This is a genomic window from Kitasatospora sp. NPDC086009, assembly GCF_044540385.1.
Classification (GTDB): Bacteria; Actinomycetota; Actinomycetes; order Streptomycetales; family Streptomycetaceae; genus Kitasatospora.
In genome coordinates this window covers 146,857-160,641 of the sequence record NZ_JBITSA010000010.1, presented here as the reverse complement: position 1 = coordinate 160,641, position 13,785 = coordinate 146,857, and the positions used below count along the sequence as shown (strand labels likewise).

Sequence of the window (13,785 nt, the reverse complement as noted above, 5' to 3'; positions counted from 1 at the left end):
TGAGGCTCCCCTCGGGTGGGCTCAGAACAGGGCGTCGGGTTCGGCGGGCGGGTTGGCCGCCTGGTGGGTCTTGCGGGTGGCGCGGGTGGTGGCGTCGAGGCAGGCCGGGCACCAGGCGGCCAGCGCGGCCTTGGGCAGGGCGGCCGTGCGGTGCGGGGGCAGGAGCAGGTCGGCGGGGGCGGCGGGGGCGGCGACCAGGCGCACGGGGCCGTGGCCGTGGCGCGGGTGGTCGCCGTGGGCGGTCTTGCAGCGGCCGCCGTCCTTGTCGTGGGACCTGCCGCAGGTGCCCCGGCACTGGCAGCGGCCGGCGGCGGCCGCGGTGACGGCCTGCCACAGGCCGCTGTCGGCGAGCGGCGCGGCCCGGCGGGTCACGACGTCCATCCGGTGGGCAGGTCCTGGCCGGTGACGGCCTCGACCAGGGCGCCGAGCAGGAGTTCGGCGACGTTGGAGGTGACGGCGTTGCCGTACTGGCGGACCTTCTCGCGCTTGTTGCCGACCACCACGTAGTCGCGGGCGAAGGTCATCGCGGCGCCGATCTCGTGCGGCTCCAGCATCCGGAACAGCACCTCGTCCACGTCCGTACCGGCCCGCCGGCCTCCTGCGGCGAGGCCGTAGCGGTCGCGGGTGGTGAGGGCGGCGACCGGCTCGCCGACGGGCCGGGCGGTGCCGGTGCCGTAGTACGGCGTCAGCAGCGCCGGCCAGTCGGCCGTGCCGGAGGCGGGCGGCAGGGTGAGGCCGTGGTGGTTGCCGGAGGCGGTGACGGTGGCGAGCGTGTCGAGGACGGGCCGGGCGTCGGAGGAGCCGCCGCGCAGTTCGGTGATGAACGGGGCCCAGGCGAGGCCGGTCTCGTTGCGGGCGGTCTGGGTGCGCAGCGGGTCCGTCGCGGGTCCGGCGCTCTTGCCGTCGCGGCCCTCGGTGGGGACGAGCAGGGGCGGTACCGCGAGTCCGTCGTTCTCGCGGGTGGTGCGGGTGGGTGCCGGGTGGGTGAGCGGTGTCGCGTTCTCGCGCCAGGTGCCGCCGGCCGGGGCGAGCAGCGGGACGCCGTACTTGAGGATTCCGGCGCGGATCCGCTCGCGGGTCGCCGGCGCGTAGGGGGTGAACTTCCTGGTGGGCTTGCCGTCGCCGATGCGGCGGCCGGGCAGCGACCAGTCGATGACGGCGGCGGCCGGGAGGACGGGCGGTTCGACGACGGCGTTGCGGCAGGTGACGTTGGGGCAGCGGTAGACGTACTGCTGGCGGTAGCGGCCCATGTCGGCGCCGCGCTTCTTGAACACCTGCACGGCCCGCACCGCCCGGTCGCAGCCCTCGCACCAGGCCATGGGCCGCAGCCACTTGTCCCAGTCCGGGCCCCGGCCGAGGTCGGCGCGCCAGTAGGCGAGGTAGAGGCGGTCGCGGGACTGGGGGGCGACGGGGGTGGTGGCGGGGCGGGCGTGCATGGAGTTCAGGGCGATGAGGCGGGTGCGGTAGCCGAGGGCCCGGATGTCGCCGACCCAGGCCGACCAGAGGTCCCAGGCGCGGACGTCGATGACGTTCTCGACGACACCGGCGAGCACCGGCCTGCCGCGCGCGGCCATGGCCTCCAGGTAGCGCGGCACGTCCCACATGAGGGCGCGGGAGCGGTCGGTCGCGGCGTCGGGGAGGGTCTCGCCGAACAGGTCGGGCTGCTTGTCGAAGTCGCGCTTCTTGCCGCGGGCGTTGGACCACTTCGGGCATTCCGGGGAGGCCCAGAACAGGTCGGCGGCGGGGAAGCTGGCGACGTCGGCGTCGTGGAGGTCGCCGAGGAAGTGGTCGGCCTGGGGGAAGTTCGCGGAGTGGGAGGCGATGGCCTTGTCCCAGTGGTTCGCCGCGAGGACGGGGGTCACGCCGGGGACGGCGGCGGCGCCGGTGCTGCTGCCGCCGGCGCCGCAGAAGAAGTCGATGTAGGTCAGGCCCACGGTTCCTCCGTCCAGGTGGTGAGGTGGAACAGGTCGAGGACGTCCAGGGGTAGGGTCTCGACGGTGCCGTGCTCGTCCTGCGCGAGGAGGGCGGGCGGCTCGGCGTGGCGGGCGAGGATGCCGAGCGCGCACGCCGGGGCGTCGTCCTCCTCGACGTCGGGGCGCAGGGCCCAGATCTGGCCGGGAGCGGCGAGGGCGAGCGGGTCGCCGGCCTCGACCCGGTCGCGGGCCAGCCGAAGGGCGGCGGCCGGGGCCAGGTGGTCGAGGGCGGCGATGTGGCGGGCGAGGCCCAGGGTGTGGGCGGCGGCGCGTTCGGGGCCGACCACACGCGGCAGCGCGGTCACCGGGCACCGCCGAGCAGCTCGTCGAGGAGCGGGGCGAGGTGCCGGTTGGCCTGCCAGGTCAGGGTGGCGACGGCCGCCTTGGCCTCGTAGGTGAGGGTGCGGCCCGGCCGCGCCGTGCTCGGCCGGGCGAGGAGGTGCGAGGGCACCGGGACGAAGACCTCGGCGGTGACCAGCAGGACGGGCTTCTCGGTGGCGTCCGGGGCGCCAAGGACCGGCCGGTGCTCGTGGTCGTGCCAGGGGTTGAGCTGCCGGCCTGCGAGCCCCGCGGGGCGCTGGGCGAGGTGGCGGTGGTGCAGGGCGACACGCGCGCGCAGGCTCAGGCCGCCGTCCGGGCCGGTGACGGGGCCGAGGTCGAGGAGGTCGGGGCGCACGCTCACGTAGCCGGGGGCCATGACCGGGGCGGCCGCGGTGCGCCACGCGATGACGGCGAACTGGGCGGCGGGCAGCGGCTCGCCGTCGTAGTGGAAGCAGTCGGCGCTCTTGGCGAGGTAGGCGCCGTACCGGGAGTGGCCGTCGGAGGCCTGCTCCCGGTCGCGGATTTCGTCGATGACGGCGAGCGTGTTGTGGTCGAACTCGGGCATGCTGAAGTCCTGATCTCTGAGATGGGATCGAAGAGGCCCCGCAGCAGCCGGACGACCTTGCCGGGATGGCCGTCTGCTGCGGGGCTTCGTGCTGCGCGTGGCGCGTGGCTAGAACGGGGGCTCGGGCGAGGCGCCCACCGGGGCACCGCTCCAGGTGCCCGCGCCGGTCGAGGCGGGAGCGGCGGGAGCGCCGCCGGGGGTGGCGGTGGACCACGGGTCGGTCTGGGCGCCGGGGGCGGTGCCGGTGCGCTGGGTCTTGGTGACCTTGGCGGTGGCGAACTTGAGGCTGGGTCCGATGTCGTCGACGTCGAGGCCGAGCATGGAGCGGTTCTCGCCCTCCGGGGTCTGCCAGTTGTGCTGGACGAGACGGCCGGTGACGACCACGCGCATGCCCTTGGTCAGGGTCTCGGTGGCGTGCTCGGCGACCTCGCGCCAGGCGGTGGCGCGCAGGAACAGCGCGGTGCCGTCCTTCCACTGCCCGCTGGTCTTGTCGTAGCTGCGGGGGGTGGAGGCGATGGTGAAGCGGGCCATCGCCACGCCGGTGTTGGTGAAGCGCAGTTCGGGGTCGTCGGTGAGGTTGCCGACGACGGTGATCGGGGTCTCTCCCACGGACACGGTGCCTCCAAGGCGGTGGGGTGTCGGGAGCGGGGTCTGCCCGTCCCCCGCACCACCCGGGCCGCTGCCACCGTCAGCGGCGGCGGCCCGGGGGGCACGGCGGTCGGCACAGGCCGGATCAGATCTCGTTGGGGTTCTGGGCGAAGTCGCAGGTGCCGTCGCAGTCGTAGTAGCCGCAGCCGCCGCACTCGGGGCAGTTGTCGTAGTCGATGGGGACGTAGTCCTGGGCCTCGTCGTCCCAGGCTTCGTCCTCGTAGCCACCGCCGGTGCCGTGGCAGCCCTCGCACAACTCGGTGTGGCCGGGCCGAGGGTTGGCTTGCTCCTCCTCAAGGTGGCGCTGTTCCTCGGCGAGGTCGAGGGCGATCTCGGCGCCCTTCTCTTCCTCGCGGGACGGCTGGTCGGCGTAGTCGAGTGCGACGAAGTCGTCGTCCATGGGCGGCCTTTCGGGTTTGAGTCAGCGGTGGGTTGCGCGGGCGGCGGCGATGTCGAGTTGGCGGTGGACCTGGGCCGGGGTGCGGCCGGGGGTGTCGTTCCACTGGTCGACGGAGCGCACCGACCGGTCGAGGGCGGTGAACTGCTCCATGAGGTGGCGGCGGGCGTCCATGACGGTGGCCTGGGTGCCGTATCCGGCTGTCAGGACGGCGAATTGGGCGCCGAGGAGGCAGCGGCGGCCGCGTTCGTCCCACAGTGCGCCCTGGCACCAGCCGTGGACGGTGAGGTAGCGGGAGAGCAGGCGCAGGTGGGTGGCGGTGTCGATGGCCACCGGTGCCGGCGGGCGACGCCTGGCGCGGTCCAGCAGGGTGGCGTGGGGGCGGGGCATGCCGAGGTCCCAGGTGATGGGCGCCTGGCCGAGCGCGCAGATCGGCGGGACGGCGATCGGGCGGGCGGGTCCGGGGAGGGTGGCGAGGTAGTGCTCGACCTCGCGGACGAGGACGCCGCCGTCGGCCACGAACGCCAGGTCCGGCATCGCGAGCAGTCCGGCGAGAGTGGTGGTCATCGCGGATTCTCCGTCCGGGTCAGTGAGCGCCGGGAAGCGCGTGGAAGAGGTTGGCGATGGCGTCGTTGACGGCGGGCGCGACGCCGGTGGAGGCGAGGTAGAAGCCGAACAGCGCGGCGACGAGCGCGCCGCCGACACCGACGGCCTTCTGGCGCAGCATCACGACGAGGACGGCGCCGAAGAACGCGGCGGCGGAGACGGTGAGCAGCACGGGGCGACTCCCTTGCGGAGTGGGTGGTTTGGGGTGGTTCGGGGGGCGTGGGGCGCCTTGACGGACCCTTGCCGGGCTTGGAAAACCGCAGGTCACAGGGGTGCCGGTTGGTGGCGGACCCCTGCCGACCCCTGCCCGGATCGTGCTCCGGGTGGCAGGGGCGGGCAGGGGTCACGCCCGGGGTCGCAGGGCTGTGACCTGCGGGTTTCCCGGCGGCGGCAGGGGTCTGTCGGGGGTGTGATGCGGGGCGAATCGGGCGTTTCGGCTAGTCGTCGTCGAGGGTGGCGGCGGCCGTGCGCAGGGTGGCGAGGTCGAAGCCGCTGGGGCGGGAGCCGTCCGGCAGGGTGATCCGGGTGGCCTCGACGGGGGTGCCGAGGTCGGCGAGGTCGGCCTTGAGGGTCTTGCCGGTGCGGGAGAGCCAGGCGGCGTCGGTCTCGGTGGGGCCGCGTCCGTAGCGGGTGGGGTCGACGGTGGCGAGGTGGGCGAGGAGGTCGGAGCTGGAGACGCAGCCGTGGCCGGTGGCCTCGGCTGCGGTGAGCATGTGGTCGAGGACGGTGCGGCGGATGACGGTGCCGAGGCCGTCCTCGCCGCCGGCGGCGGCGCTCACGCCGGTGAGGACGGTCATGGCGGCCTCGACCGGGTCGTCGTAGTGGCCGGGCAGGCATCCGGCCGCCGCGCGGAGCTTCACGCCCTGCTCGATGAGCGGCAGGATCTCCCCGGCTGCTTCGTCGATGAACAGGGAGCGGACCTCGATGACGCCGGTGTCCGGGGTGGTCAGCCAGCCGCGACCGCGGCTGGTCTTCTCGATCGGGATCTTCGAGGCGTCGTAGCCCTGGCCGACCATGCCGTCGCCCAGGATGACGTTGGAGGCGCCGGGGGACTCCACGCGCATGGCCATGCGGGCGGCCAGGTTGCCCCGCAGGCGCGGGGTGACGATCTCGGCCTCGGGGTACTGGGTGGCGAGCGCGAGGACGATGCCGACGGAGGCGCCGACGGCGGCGATCTGGGCGAGGAGTTCGGTGATCTCCTCCGCGTACTTGCCGCTGGGGCCGTTCTTCGCGGTGTAGGTGGCGAGTTCGTCGATGATGACCAGCTCGATGCCGCCGAGCTTGTCGATCAGGGACTCGCTGGCCTTGGACAGGGCCGCCTCGACGAGGATCTCGGTGCGGCGGTTCATCTCCTCGGCCATGAGGCGAAGGAACTTCACCAGGCGCTTGGGGTTGCGCCGCACGAAGGTGGCCAGCACCCGGGCGTGGGGGACGTACTCGCCGGCGCCCTTGCCGTCGAACAGCCGGATCCGCACGCGCGGGTCGAGCATCGCGGCGGCGAGCAGGTTCGCCAGTCCCATGCCCTTGCCGGAGCGGGTGGCGCCGGCGAACAGGAACGAGTAGTCCGACAGGGTCGGGCGCAGGATCGTGCCGCGCTTGTCGAAGGAGAGCGGGAAGCCGTCGCGCCAGGTGTTCACGGACTTCGCGCCGGTGGCGACGAGCGGGTTGCGGCGGGTGGCCAGGAACGGGTCCTGGCCGCAGGCCCAGACGGCCATGCGCCGTCCGTTGGAGCCGACCTGGCGGATGTCGAGGTTGGTGCGGTCGATGCCCATCGCGGCGGCGATCTCGTCGACCTTGTCCCGGGCCTTCTTGACGGTGACGTCGGGCAGGTCGATGACGGCGTGCCAGGCGTCGGGCACGGCCGGGTCGACGGCGCACGGAGTGACCATCGTGAGGCGCTGGGACTCGCCGATGACCTTGGCGGCCTTGAACGCCCGGTCGAGCATGGTCTCGGTCATCGGGTCGCCGTCCGACAGCGAGCGCACGTCGGCGTCCCACTCGGTCTCGCGGTCCGGGTGACGGCCGAGGAACGCCTCGACGGAGAACACCGTCAGCGCGCCGAGGGCCAGGCCGGTGGCGCCGAGGGCGATGTAGGCGGTCAGGACGGCGGCGATCGGGATCCCGTAGGCGACCAAGGCGCGCAGGAAGCGCACGCGGCGCCGGTTGGACTTGGCCTTCTTGTGCGCGGCGACCGCCGCCACCGCGACGGCGACGGCGGCGGCGCTGTTCTTCTGGGCGAGGGCCCGCTCGCCGGGCAGCAGGGTGAAGCGGGCGCGGCGGGCCAGGTCGCGGGCCTCGCGGGTGGCGATGTGGGCCTGGTGGGCGGCGGCCTGCACGTGGGCGCCCTCGAACCCGGCCGTCCACTGGGCCGAACGCCGTATCCCGCGCCAGGCCTGGGCGGCGTGCCCGCGGGGGGTGGCCTGCCGGGAGGCCCAGCGGCGGGCGGCGCGGCGCGTCTGCTTGGCGCGTGCACGGGCCAGGGTGCGCCGGCCCTCGCTGGTGCGGATCCATCCCGGGATCAGCGGCCGGTCCCCGGCCAGATCCTCCCGCGCGGCCGCCGAGACCACCGCGGGGACGTCCGCCACGGTCTCGGCCGGGCTGTCATCGGTCAGGTAGACCGACTCGTCCGGCGCCACCGGGACGGTCTGGGGCGGCAGGGCGGGGGTGGCAGGCGGGGCGGTCTTGGTGAGGCGGTCGAAGGGGAGGATCTTCGCTTCGCCGCCCTCGACGACCGGGGCCGTCTCGGGTTCGGGCAGGTCGGGGGTGTGCTCCTCGTGGTTCACTGGCGGTCCTTCCTCACAGCGGTAGTTGCGCGGGTGAAGGGGCCCGGGACGGCCGCCGATGCTTGGCGGCTGGACGGCCGTCCCGGGCGGAGCAGGCTGCTAGTTGCCGGTGGGCCGCAGCTCGTGGGCGTGGCAGAGCACCGGGGCGATCAGCCAACTAATCCGGTTGACGGTCCACCGGCCGTTGGTGAGCGGGCCCGGGGGCACCTCGTCCACGATCCGGCCGGTCCGCCCGACCGCCCGGGGGTCGTCCTCACAGGACACGATCAAGACCTCGTCGCCGGCGGCGAACGTCATGGTGTGACTCCTTCGATGGCTGGTCAGGCGGTGGCGATGAGGGCGGCGCACGTCTCGAAGGCGTGGTGCCAGGCCTGGTCGAGGGCGTAGGCGCCGTTCATACCGTGGTCGGCGAGGCGCACGAACCGGCTCTTGCCGGTGGCGTCGGCCAGCGTCCGCAGGGGCTCGCGCCGGTCGGCGACGTAGTGCGTCACGGCGGACAGGGCGAGGGCGGCGGCGACCGGGATCGGGCGGAGCCGGATGCCGAGCAGGCGGGTCCCGGCGAGCAAGACGGCGCCCTGGGCGGCGGTGTAGGCGGCGACGTGGGCGGCGCAGGCGCGGCGTCCGACCGCGCTGGACTGCCCGTCGTTGTGGTCGTGCTGGCCCTTGGTGGTGGCCTGGTGGTCGGTCTGGATCCAGTGGTCCGCGACGTCGGCGGCGGCGCGGATCAGGGCGTAGGAGGCGGCGAAGCGGGCGGCGCGGTCGGACACGGGTGGTCTCCTGGTCGGTCGCGTTCGGGTGGTGGCGGAGGTCAGCCGGCGGCGCGGGTCTGCCGCTGGTTGCGGGCGGCCAGGGACATGGCGCGGCGGGCGACGGGCGAGTAGCCGAGGGTGTCGCCGGCGCGGCGCACCGGCGGGGTCCCGCCGTTGTTGCGGCGCCCGTCCGGCGTCCGCACGCGCGTGCTCTTCGCGGGGGTGACCACCTGGGATTCGACCTGCGGCTTTTCGACCCTTTCGGTCTGCTTTGCCGGGTCGTTAGCGGCGTCCTTCACGGCGGCCTTGGCGGCCACGCGGGTGGCGATGGAAGCGGCGGTGTCGCCGAGGGTGGCGCCCTCGACGTCGTCCCACGCGCGCTTCCAGGTGGCGTCGCTGGGGTGGAGTTCGCCGAGCGCGGCGGCGAGGGCGACCGCGCGCTCCCACACCTGCGGCCACTGCACGGAGCGGTTCACCTCGCGGGCCTCGCGGTCGTCGGCCTCGCGCTGCTCGGCGGCCTTCCTCTCGATGGCCTCGGCCGCGAGGCGGCGGGCCTCCTCTCGGCGTTCGCGGCGGGACTTGCGGCCGTCGCGCTTGAGGATGCGGCCGTGCTCGTGCAGGTCCCACACCATCGGGCCGGCCAGCGAGCAGAACGCCCCGCCCAGCCCGGTACCGAGGCCGAACTCGGCGGATCCGTGCATGTAGTTGACGGCGGCGGCGAACAGCGCGACCGCACCCGCCAGCGCCCGGTAGTGCCAGGACGGGCGGGCCTCGTCGATGGCGGCCTCGGCGCCCTTGAGGAGCGCCCACGCGAGACCCTCCAGGACCAGCGGCGCGGCCAGCAGGAACGGGGCGTCCGGCGACCAGAACGCCATCAGCTGGAGCGGCAGCGACACGATCACGCAGGTGATCGCGATGGCCCTCGCGTACTTCCTCCACTGCTCGGCGGAGTGGCGGGCCTTCTCGCGGGCGGCCTCGGCCTCGGCCTGTCGGCGAGCGGTCTCGGCGGCGCGCTCGGCGCTTTGGCGCCGGATCTCCTCGGCCTCGGCCTCGCCCCTGGCGATCTCGGCGGCCGCCTTCGCGGCCTTCAGCTGGTTGCCGATCTCGGCGGCGGCCCTGGCGGCCTCGGTCTTGGCCCGCAGGGCCTCGGCCTCGGCCGCCTCCTTCGACGCCGACTTCGCCGGCGGACGCGAGCGGCCGTTGGGCCGCAACTCGGTGACGCTCATCGGGTACCTCCGGCGAGGTCGAAACGGATCGTGGACATCACGCCACGCAGCGCCCGGCGGCGGCGGGCACGGGAGACGCGCCGGCGCAGGGCGGGCAGCAGGCTGGCCAGCAGCAACCCGGCTCCCAGCGCGCAGACGGCCGAGGGGTGGGCCAGCAGCAGCGCGACGAGCGAGGAGACGAAGACGAGGACGGACCTGGCGGCGGTCGGGAAGGCCACGGCGAGCAGCACCGCCGCGAAGCCGAGGCGCTTGGTGTGGGCCATCACGCGGCCCTCCTCGCGCGGCGCTGCCTGCGGGCCAGCGCCTGGCGCTCGGTCTCGTCGAGGCCGCCGAAGATGCCGTGGGGCTCGCGGCGCTTCATCGCCAGCGCCAGGCACATCTCCCGCACCGGGCACCCGGCGCAGATCTGCCGGGCCCGGCGCTCGGAGAACTCGTCGTCGTCGGCCGGGAAGAACAGGTCCGGGTCCACGTCGGTGCAAGCGGCGCCCGGCAGAGCGCCCTCCTGCGAGAGCACGACCTTGGCGACCAGTTCGGCGGGGCGGCCGGTCAGCGTGGGACGGACGGTGCCGCGAACGCCGCGGCGCACGATGTGGGCGCTCACCGCTCCACCCCGTCCATCGCGGCCAGCTGGGCGGCGCGGCGCAGGCCGGCGACCTCGGGGGTGCGGCCGGCCTCGATGTCGTCGGCGACGGCGCGGACCTTGGCGGCCATGGACCGCATTCGGTCGCGCACCGCGTCCAGCGCGGCGAGGAGGTCCTCGACGGCGTCGTCCAGGGTGAAGGTGGTGCGGGACTCGTCGTCCGCGAGGGCGCGGATCTCGCGCTCGCGCTCGGTGGTGAGGCTCATGCCGCCACCTGTCCGAACACCGACGCCGGCAGGTACTTGCCCGAACGAGTGTTCCCGTCCACGACCAGACGCAGGCGGCCCAGCTCGACGGTCGGGGCGGCCGCCTGGGCGGCGTGGAGCATCAGGTTCTCGGCGTGGGCGGCCAGCTCCGGGTCCTCCCGGCGCAGGACATCGAGGATGTCCTCGGCGGCGGCCAGCCGCGCGGCGCGCTCGGTCAGGGACTCGGGGCCGGCGGGACCGGTGAACAGCTCGGTGTCGACACCGAGCGCCAGTTCCGCGAACTCCTCCTTGGAGGCCGCGTGCTGGCCTGCGACGATAGTGCGCATGGGTCGTGGTTCCCTTCGACGAAACGGGACTGGGCGGCCCTGAGCGGCCCCGGTGTTACAGCACCGGGGCCGCAGCCGCATGGGGAATCGGCGCTCGACGAGCAGCCGCGGAACCCGACGCGCACCCGCCGCCCGTCGGGGCGGGTGGCGCGCGCCGGGAGCCGTGATCGCTGGTAATGCGACCGAAGGTTCGGCAAGCCCCACCGCGCTGTTCAGCGGCGGGGCCGGGTATGGGTTCGGGCCTTGCACATGGCAGGCTCCTCGCGTCAAAGCCCCTGACGGGGCGAGCGGTTGGGGATTGCCCGTCCTACGGGCGTCAGGTCTCTCGGGCCTGGTCCGGTGCCTCTCTCTGCTCAGCACCAGCAGGGCGGCACACGCCCCAGCAAGGGGCGTGGCGCGTGGCTCGCAGCCGCCGGCGACATCACCCGGTCACCACGGGGGCGGTCTTCTCATATCCGCCACGTGCGTTGGGACTCCGCTGCACTTCCCCACACCCCTGAAGGGGTGGCACGCCACTGCGTAGGGGGAGAGCACGTGTCGCGGTGGTTCAACTCCCCGGCCTACCTACGCAACCTAGGTGCCTACCGCAAACCGCCGCCCTCGCGTCGGTCCCGCACGATCACTCTTCAGTTCTCAACAGACAGGCGCTGCCTTCAGGGGGCTGTCACGCCACCCCTCCGGGCGCATTCGCGCAGATCAGGCAACCCAAAGAAGGGTCGTCAGTTCGTTCGCCTCGGCATGCGAGACATGTTGAACATGTCTCTTACGATGCCGACAAGCCGACGCTTCGTCAAGTCCTCCGTGAGATTCGGCCGAAGACCCCCGACCGCGCATCACTAGATTCGGCCCTCCGGGCCTGGCGGAACACGGCGCACCTGGACGACTACGCTCCGACTTCGCTACGGTCGAGTCGTCCCAGATCGTCCAAGTGCCACAACGTCGTCCAGGGAGGACGCGATGGCGAACGAAAGGCTGCGAGGGGCGATCCTCGCGAGCAAGTTGACGATGGAGCAGATTGCCGAGCGACTCGGAACGAGCCCCCGGACCGTCGAGCGCTGGGTGGAGGCCAAGGACGGGCGCCGGCCCTACCGGCGCTTCCAGTACGCGCTCGCCAATCTGTTGCAGCGGGATCTGTCAGATCTGTGGTCGGACGAACAGACCAGCAGCGCCACAGCCGAGGCTGGTCGGGCCGAGTTGGTGACGCTCTACCCGCACCGGGCCGTTGTACCGAAGGAGCTGTGGACCTCGCTCTATGCGAGGGCCACGCAGCACTTCGACCTGGTGGTCTATGCCGGCTTCTGGCTTTCCGAGGATCCACTGTTCTTTCGGCTCATCCGCGAGAAGGCCCAGGCCGGAGTGCCCGTCCGCCTCATGCTTGGCGATCCCAGCAGTTCCGGCGTTGCCCAGCGCGGCGAGGAGGAGGGAATCGGACCTGCCATGGCAGGCAAAATCCGGAACGCGCTGGCCAACTACGCGCCACTGTTCGGGATTTCCGGAGTCGAGTTTCGACTCCACTCGACGACGCTCTACAACTCGCTCTACCGCGCCGACGACGACCTGCTCGTCAATGGACACGTCTACGGTGTGGGCGCCTACCTGGCCCCGGTCCTGCACCTCTCGCAGGTGCCCGGCGGGGAACTCTTCAGCACGTACGCGGCGAGTATCGAACGCATCTGGGAGGAATCCCGGACCATCACCTCGCCCCAACTCGAAAGTGACGCCGCCGCATGAGCCGGACCGACTACTTCCACGACCCGGCCGCCCCGCCGGCGAACTCCGTCGTTCCGTCGGTCACCGCAGTAGTGACCGACGAGAGGGGACGATTGTTGCTGATCCACAAGACCGACAACGACCTCTGGGCACTTCCCGGCGGCGGACACGACATCGGGGAATCCGTCGCGGACACGGTAGTCCGCGAGGTGCGCGAGGAGACGGGGATCGAGGTCGAGGTCGAATCCGTCGTGGGGCTGTACACGGACCCGGGTCACGTCATGGCGTACGACGACGGAGAGGTTCGGCAGCAGTTCTCCATCTGCTTCAAGGCCCGACCAGTCAGCGGTGAGCTGCGGACGAGTTCGGAGTCGAAAGAGGTCCGCTGGGTAGACCCAGCGGACCTCAACGAGCTGGACATTCACCCTTCGATGCGGCTGCGGATCACACACGGCTTGGAGCCCGGCCGGGGGCAGCCCTACATCGGTTAGGCCGTCATGCGAGCCTGGAGCAACCGACCTTCGACCCGTCGCGCGGCCGCCCCGATCTCCGGCTCGGCGCGGCGGATGAACCGGCCGACCACGCTGTCAGTTCCGTACCGGCCCACGATCTCAGCGATCCGGGCGGGAGTCGTCGTCGGCATCCCGTCCGGCGTCGTGGTCATGTCACAGTAGATCAGCGCGTCCACCAGATGCGGCTCCTCAAGCGGGAACTCCTCCTCCAGCTCGCGCCTCAGACCTCGCTCCTCTGCTTCAAGCAGCGCGCACGAGTGGTGGGCGACCAGTCGCACGACACGCTCGTCCACGTTCTCCGCGCGCAGGAACCGCGCGCCGTCGAGCGGGTGGAAGCCGGTGTCGACGATCCGCGGCGAGTAGCCCACGTCGTGCAGGACAGCGGCAGACTCCAGTAGCTCCGCGTCCGGGCCGAGAACGCCAGCGAGAGCGCGCGCCTTGCTCGCCACCCCCTTCGAGTGGGACCAGCGACGGGGAAGGTCGGCGGACAGAAGAGACTCGGCAAGGTCGTAGGCCCACACAGTTGCAGCTGCTCCTTGGTGGTTGTGATCAGGCATGATCGGCGGGAAGGGCACGGACGCGTCGGCCCTTTCCATGGCGCACTTCGAGAACGCCGGCGCCCTCCAGTTGGGCAAGGGCCCGTCGAACCGTGCCCCGTGCCGCGCCGGTCTTCGCTGTGAGTTCCTTCTCCGAGGGGAAGTCCGCACCGACGGCGAGTGCTCGCGCCAGGGCGGTGAGCTGGTCGAGCACCGAAGGCCTGTGCTCGGCCTCCACAACGACCCATCCGGCTCCGGGGCGTGACCTGATGAGTCCCTTGGCCGCGAGGGAGTCCAAGGCGCGACGGACCGTGGTACGCGCCACGCCATGGGTTTCCATCAGCTCAGCTTCTGACGGGAGCAACATCGCCGTTGGGCCGCCGTTGATCTCCTTCTCGATCGCCTCGGCGATCCGCAGGTAGGTACCACGCGGGCTCCGCTCAGCCACTAGCCACTCCGTTCTTTAGGCAGATACGTAGCCAGGATGAACGATCGCTGGGGGTCGCTGCCAGCCTGCGGGCCGACTGCCGGCCAGCCACGAACCCTGAGGGCGGACTAAACCCTGCAGTACGCGCATAGACCTTCTC

The 13,785-nt window shown here is 72.6% G+C and carries 20 protein-coding genes; 2 read left to right on the top strand and 18 right to left on the bottom strand.

Going from position 1 to position 13,785, the window contains the following annotated elements; translation table 11 throughout:
- Positions 1-21 precede the first annotated feature (21 nt).
- The 16 genes from ACIF6L_RS23780 to ACIF6L_RS23705 all read right to left on the bottom strand — a co-directional run bounded on the left by ACIF6L_RS23780 (position 22) and on the right by ACIF6L_RS23705 (position 10,440).
- Positions 22-381 (bottom strand): hypothetical protein, encoded by a 360-nt coding sequence (locus ACIF6L_RS23780; protein ID WP_396486648.1) that lies wholly within the window; start codon positions 379-381, stop codon positions 22-24.
- A complete protein-coding gene (locus ACIF6L_RS23775) occupies positions 369-1,934 on the bottom strand; it encodes a DNA cytosine methyltransferase (protein WP_396486649.1) in 1,566 nt (521 codons plus the stop codon). The genes ACIF6L_RS23780 and ACIF6L_RS23775 overlap by 13 nt, the downstream gene beginning before the upstream one ends.
- Positions 1,925-2,278, bottom strand: a complete 354-nt coding sequence (locus ACIF6L_RS23770) for a hypothetical protein (protein WP_396486650.1) — start codon at positions 2,276-2,278, stop codon at positions 1,925-1,927. Before ACIF6L_RS23770 ends, ACIF6L_RS23775 begins: the two co-directional genes overlap by 10 nt.
- Entirely contained in the window at positions 2,275-2,859 is a 585-nt protein-coding gene (locus tag ACIF6L_RS23765) for a hypothetical protein (protein WP_396486651.1), read from the bottom strand. Before ACIF6L_RS23765 ends, ACIF6L_RS23770 begins: the two co-directional genes overlap by 4 nt.
- A 108-nt stretch (positions 2,860-2,967) precedes the next feature.
- Positions 2,968-3,474 carry a single-stranded DNA-binding protein gene (gene ssb / locus ACIF6L_RS23760; RefSeq protein ID WP_396486652.1) on the bottom strand — a complete coding sequence of 169 codons (507 nt, stop codon included), beginning with the start codon at positions 3,472-3,474 and terminating at the stop codon, positions 2,968-2,970.
- 118 nt (positions 3,475-3,592) lie between these two features.
- The gene (locus ACIF6L_RS23755; protein WP_396486653.1) at positions 3,593-3,907 is read right to left on the bottom strand and encodes a hypothetical protein; all 315 of its coding nucleotides are present in this window, start codon (positions 3,905-3,907) and stop codon (positions 3,593-3,595) included.
- Between the two features lie 21 nt (positions 3,908-3,928).
- The gene (locus ACIF6L_RS23750; RefSeq protein ID WP_396486654.1) at positions 3,929-4,471 is read right to left on the bottom strand and encodes a hypothetical protein; all 543 of its coding nucleotides are present in this window, start codon (positions 4,469-4,471) and stop codon (positions 3,929-3,931) included.
- Positions 4,472-4,490: 19 nt separating this feature from the next.
- Complete coding sequence (locus tag ACIF6L_RS23745) at positions 4,491-4,682, bottom strand: hypothetical protein (protein WP_396486655.1); 192 nt, start codon at positions 4,680-4,682, stop codon at positions 4,491-4,493.
- Positions 4,683-4,947: 265 nt separating this feature from the next.
- Complete coding sequence (locus ACIF6L_RS23740) at positions 4,948-7,293, bottom strand: FtsK/SpoIIIE domain-containing protein (RefSeq protein WP_396486656.1); 2,346 nt, start codon at positions 7,291-7,293, stop codon at positions 4,948-4,950.
- A gap of 99 nt (positions 7,294-7,392) precedes the next feature.
- Entirely contained in the window at positions 7,393-7,590 is a 198-nt protein-coding gene (locus ACIF6L_RS23735; protein WP_396486657.1) for a hypothetical protein, read from the bottom strand.
- Between the two features lie 23 nt (positions 7,591-7,613).
- On the bottom strand, positions 7,614-8,060 hold the full coding sequence (locus ACIF6L_RS23730; RefSeq protein WP_396486658.1) for a hypothetical protein: 447 nt from the start codon (positions 8,058-8,060) through the stop codon (positions 7,614-7,616).
- 41 nt (positions 8,061-8,101) lie between these two features.
- Positions 8,102-9,268, bottom strand: a complete 1,167-nt coding sequence (locus tag ACIF6L_RS23725; RefSeq protein WP_396486659.1) for a hypothetical protein — start codon at positions 9,266-9,268, stop codon at positions 8,102-8,104.
- Entirely contained in the window at positions 9,265-9,531 is a 267-nt protein-coding gene (locus ACIF6L_RS23720; RefSeq protein ID WP_396486660.1) for a hypothetical protein, read from the bottom strand. Before ACIF6L_RS23720 ends, ACIF6L_RS23725 begins: the two co-directional genes overlap by 4 nt.
- Complete coding sequence (locus ACIF6L_RS23715) at positions 9,531-9,869, bottom strand: WhiB family transcriptional regulator (protein WP_396486661.1); 339 nt, start codon at positions 9,867-9,869, stop codon at positions 9,531-9,533. Before ACIF6L_RS23715 ends, ACIF6L_RS23720 begins: the two co-directional genes overlap by 1 nt.
- Entirely contained in the window at positions 9,866-10,114 is a 249-nt protein-coding gene (locus ACIF6L_RS23710; protein ID WP_396486662.1) for a hypothetical protein, read from the bottom strand. Before ACIF6L_RS23710 ends, ACIF6L_RS23715 begins: the two co-directional genes overlap by 4 nt.
- Positions 10,111-10,440: a hypothetical protein gene (locus ACIF6L_RS23705; protein ID WP_359803415.1), complete on the bottom strand. Its 330-nt coding sequence runs from the start codon at positions 10,438-10,440 to the stop codon at positions 10,111-10,113. The genes ACIF6L_RS23710 and ACIF6L_RS23705 overlap by 4 nt, the downstream gene beginning before the upstream one ends.
- Positions 10,441-11,397: 957 nt before the next feature.
- On the opposite strand from ACIF6L_RS23705, the gene ACIF6L_RS23700 reads away from it, so the two are divergent.
- Both ACIF6L_RS23700 and ACIF6L_RS23695 read left to right on the top strand, forming a co-directional pair.
- The gene (locus ACIF6L_RS23700; RefSeq protein ID WP_396486663.1) at positions 11,398-12,171 is read left to right on the top strand and encodes a helix-turn-helix domain-containing protein; all 774 of its coding nucleotides are present in this window, start codon (positions 11,398-11,400) and stop codon (positions 12,169-12,171) included.
- Complete coding sequence (locus ACIF6L_RS23695) at positions 12,168-12,641, top strand: NUDIX domain-containing protein (RefSeq protein WP_396486664.1); 474 nt, start codon at positions 12,168-12,170, stop codon at positions 12,639-12,641. The genes ACIF6L_RS23700 and ACIF6L_RS23695 overlap by 4 nt, the downstream gene beginning before the upstream one ends.
- Here the strand turns inward: ACIF6L_RS23695 and ACIF6L_RS23690 are convergent.
- Together ACIF6L_RS23690 and ACIF6L_RS23685 are read right to left on the bottom strand one after the other, a co-directional pair.
- Positions 12,638-13,219 (bottom strand): HD domain-containing protein, encoded by a 582-nt coding sequence (locus tag ACIF6L_RS23690; RefSeq protein WP_396486665.1) that lies wholly within the window; start codon positions 13,217-13,219, stop codon positions 12,638-12,640. The two genes, ACIF6L_RS23695 and ACIF6L_RS23690, sit on opposite strands and share 4 nt — an antisense overlap.
- Positions 13,212-13,646: a GntR family transcriptional regulator gene (locus ACIF6L_RS23685; protein WP_396486666.1), complete on the bottom strand. Its 435-nt coding sequence runs from the start codon at positions 13,644-13,646 to the stop codon at positions 13,212-13,214. The genes ACIF6L_RS23690 and ACIF6L_RS23685 overlap by 8 nt, the downstream gene beginning before the upstream one ends.
- Between the last annotated feature and the right edge of the window lie 139 nt (positions 13,647-13,785).

Bases quoted from the DNA above. Each gene is read 5' to 3' on its own strand.
- ACIF6L_RS23780 (WP_396486648.1), bottom strand. From the start codon at position 381: ATGGACGTCGTGACCCGCCGGGCCGCGCCGCTCGCCGACAGCGGCCTG.
- ACIF6L_RS23720 (WP_396486660.1), bottom strand. From the start codon at position 9,531: ATGGCCCACACCAAGCGCCTCGGCTTCGCGGCGGTGCTGCTCGCCGTG.
- ACIF6L_RS23750 (WP_396486654.1), bottom strand. From the start codon at position 4,471: ATGACCACCACTCTCGCCGGACTGCTCGCGATGCCGGACCTGGCGTTC.
- ACIF6L_RS23695 (WP_396486664.1), top strand. From the start codon at position 12,168: ATGAGCCGGACCGACTACTTCCACGACCCGGCCGCCCCGCCGGCGAAC.
- ACIF6L_RS23710 (WP_396486662.1), bottom strand. From the start codon at position 10,114: ATGAGCCTCACCACCGAGCGCGAGCGCGAGATCCGCGCCCTCGCGGAC.
- ACIF6L_RS23725 (WP_396486659.1), bottom strand. From the start codon at position 9,268: ATGAGCGTCACCGAGTTGCGGCCCAACGGCCGCTCGCGTCCGCCGGCG.
- ACIF6L_RS23735 (WP_396486657.1), bottom strand. From the start codon at position 7,590: ATGACGTTCGCCGCCGGCGACGAGGTCTTGATCGTGTCCTGTGAGGAC.
- ACIF6L_RS23690 (WP_396486665.1), bottom strand. From the start codon at position 13,219: ATGCCTGATCACAACCACCAAGGAGCAGCTGCAACTGTGTGGGCCTAC.
- ACIF6L_RS23765 (WP_396486651.1), bottom strand. From the start codon at position 2,859: ATGCCCGAGTTCGACCACAACACGCTCGCCGTCATCGACGAAATCCGC.
- ACIF6L_RS23700 (WP_396486663.1), top strand. From the start codon at position 11,398: ATGGCGAACGAAAGGCTGCGAGGGGCGATCCTCGCGAGCAAGTTGACG.
- ACIF6L_RS23705 (WP_359803415.1), bottom strand. From the start codon at position 10,440: ATGCGCACTATCGTCGCAGGCCAGCACGCGGCCTCCAAGGAGGAGTTC.
- ACIF6L_RS23755 (WP_396486653.1), bottom strand. From the start codon at position 3,907: ATGGACGACGACTTCGTCGCACTCGACTACGCCGACCAGCCGTCCCGC.